This is a genomic window from Streptomyces sp. NP-1717 (assembly GCF_022695985.1).
GTDB lineage: Bacteria > Actinomycetota > Actinomycetes > Streptomycetales > Streptomycetaceae > Streptomyces.
On record NZ_JAAPBF010000423.1, the window covers coordinates 1 to 2,489 of the forward strand.

Consider the following 2,489-nt stretch of genomic DNA (forward strand, 5'->3'; position numbering starts at 1 on the left):
CGTCGTGCGTGTCGGGCCGTCAGCCGTTGCGCTTCCAGCGCGGCTTGTCGTCGCGGCGGCCGAACGAGCCCGTGCTCGTGCCCGTGCCGGTCGTGCCTCCGCGGTGGTCGTCGCGGCGGCCCGAGGGGCGATCGTGGCCACCGGAGCGGAAGCCGCCCGAGGGGCGGTCGTCGCGGCGGTCGCGGTTGAACGGGCGGTCACCGGTCGGACGGTGCTCGCGGCGCTCGAACGGGCGGGCGCCGTCGCGGCGGTCGTCGCGGCGGTCGCGGTTGAAGCCGCCTTCCTTCCGGTCATCGCGGCGGAAGCCGCCACCGGCCGGACGGTCGTCACGACGCTGGAAACCGCCACTCGCGGGCCTGTCGTCACGACGCTGGAAGCCACCGCGGTCGCGGTCGTTGCGATCGCGGTTGAAGCCGCCCCGCTCGCCACCGCGGTCGTCACGGCGCTGGAATCCGCCGCGGTCACCGCTGCCGCCGTCGCGCGGGGTGTAGCCCCGGGCGCCACCGCGGCCGCTGCGCTCACCACGGTCGTCCCTGCGGTCGTCGCGGCGACCGTAGTTGCCACGCTCGTCGCGGGTCGCCTGCGCCGGTACGGACGCGGCAGCCGTCGCGGCCTCGATGGCGGCCACGGCCTCGGCCGTGACCTCCGCCACCGCCGCTTCCGGGTCGTCCCCACGCTCGCGCGCGGCGCGGGCGACGAGACGGTCGGCCTCTTCGCGCAGCTCGCCGGCGCGGCGCTGGAGGCGCTCCAGCTCCTTGGTCAGGTCGGCGACCTCGCGCTCCGCCTGCTTGGCGGAGTTGTTCGCGGAGTCGGCCTGCACCTCGGTCAGCGAACGGGCGCCGGTGATCTCGGCGACCTCCGGCTCGAAGGCGCCGGCACCGGCGACCATGTGACGCGCGGCGTCGACGCCCGCGTCCTCCATCAGCCGGAAGATCTGGCGGCGCTGGTGCGGCAGGGCCAGGGAGACGACGACGCCGGACTTGCCCGCGCGCGCCGTACGGCCCGAACGGTGCAGGTAGTCCTTGTGGTCACCGGCCGGGTCCACGTTCAGGACCAGGTCGATGCCGTCGACGTGGATACCGCGGGCGGCCACGTCGGTCGCGACCAGCGCGTTGACGTGACCTTCCTTGAAGTCCGCCAGCGTCCGGGTGCGCGCGCCCTGCGTCATGCCGCCGTGCAGCGCGTCCGCCTTCACACCCGAGTCGCGCAGCTGCTCGGCGATACGGTCGGCGCCGAGCTGCGTACGGACGAAGATGATCGTGCGGCCCTTGCGCGCCGCGATCGCGGCCGTGACCGGCGCCTTGTCCTTGGGCTTCACGACGAGCACGTGGTGGCTCATGGTCGTGACGTTGCCCTGCGCGCTGTCGACCTCGTGGTGCACGGGGTTCTTCAGGTAGCGCTTGACCAGCGTGCTGATCTCGTTCTCCATCGTGGCGGAGAAGAGCATGCGCTGGCCGCCGGCCGGCACCTGGTCGAGCAGTTCGGTGACCTCGGGCAGGAAGCCCAGGTCGGACATCTGGTCGGCCTCGTCGAGGATCGCGATCCGGACGTTCTCCAGGGAGCAGGCGCCGCGGTTGATGATGTCGCGCAGCCGGCCGGGGGTGGCGACGAGGACGTCGACGCCGCGCTCCAGCGCGTAGATCTGGTTGCCCATCGACGTACCGCCGCAGACGACCTTCATCTTCAGGCCGAGGACGTCGCCGTACGGCTGGAGGGCGTCGGCGACCTGCATCGCCAGCTCGCGGGTCGGGGTCAGGATGACGCCGCGGGGCTTCTTCTTCTCGGTGTGGCCCTCGGCGAGGGTGGCCAGCAGCGGCAGACCGAAGGAGAGGGTCTTGCCGGAGCCGGTGCGGCCGCGGCCCAGGATGTCCTTGCCGGCCAGGGCGTCCGGGATGGTCGCGGCCTGGATCGGGAAGGGCGCGACGACGCCGTTCTGGGCGAGCTTGCGGACGATGCCCTCGGGCAACCCCAGGTCGCCGAAGGTGATTTCGGGGGTCTTGGGGGCCTCGGCGGCCTCGACCGTCTCCGCCACGACGTTCTCGACGCTCGTGATCGAGTCGTCGGAGTCGTTCTCGGGCATGACGGCGTGGTCAGTACTGGAAATGGACATGCGAAATGCGAAACCTTCCGGAGTCTCGGCACGCGCCCAAACTCCGTGATTCGCAATTCGACCGCCTCAATGCGGTCAGCCACGGCAAGGGAGAGAACGCGCCACGCGGCGCTCTTCTGTGTCGGCGCCGGGCAATGATCAAACGATCTACTACCATACGCACCCCTCCCCCTCCCTGGCAAACCGCCTCCGTACGATCCGCGTCACACCGGCCCCAACTGCGGCGACGTCACGGGCTGCTTCCGCATCCCGGCCCCGTCGCCCGGGGACAGCGCGCTCGCCCGTACGTCCGCCATGGGCGAGGCCGACGGCGGCTCCGGCGGGCCGCTCGGCTCGGGCGGTGCCGGGGGCTCCGGGTCCGGGTCGGGCGCGGGCGGCT

At 72.4% G+C, this 2,489-nt stretch carries 1 protein-coding gene; it reads right to left on the reverse strand.

The genetic code is table 11. The annotated features are described in order from the left end of the window. Positions 1 to 19 precede the first annotated feature (19 nt). Entirely contained in the window at positions 20 to 2,080 is a 2,061-nt protein-coding gene (locus GXP76_RS35135) for a DEAD/DEAH box helicase (protein ID WP_374363716.1), read from the reverse strand. Positions 2,081 to 2,489: the final 409 nt, after the last annotated feature.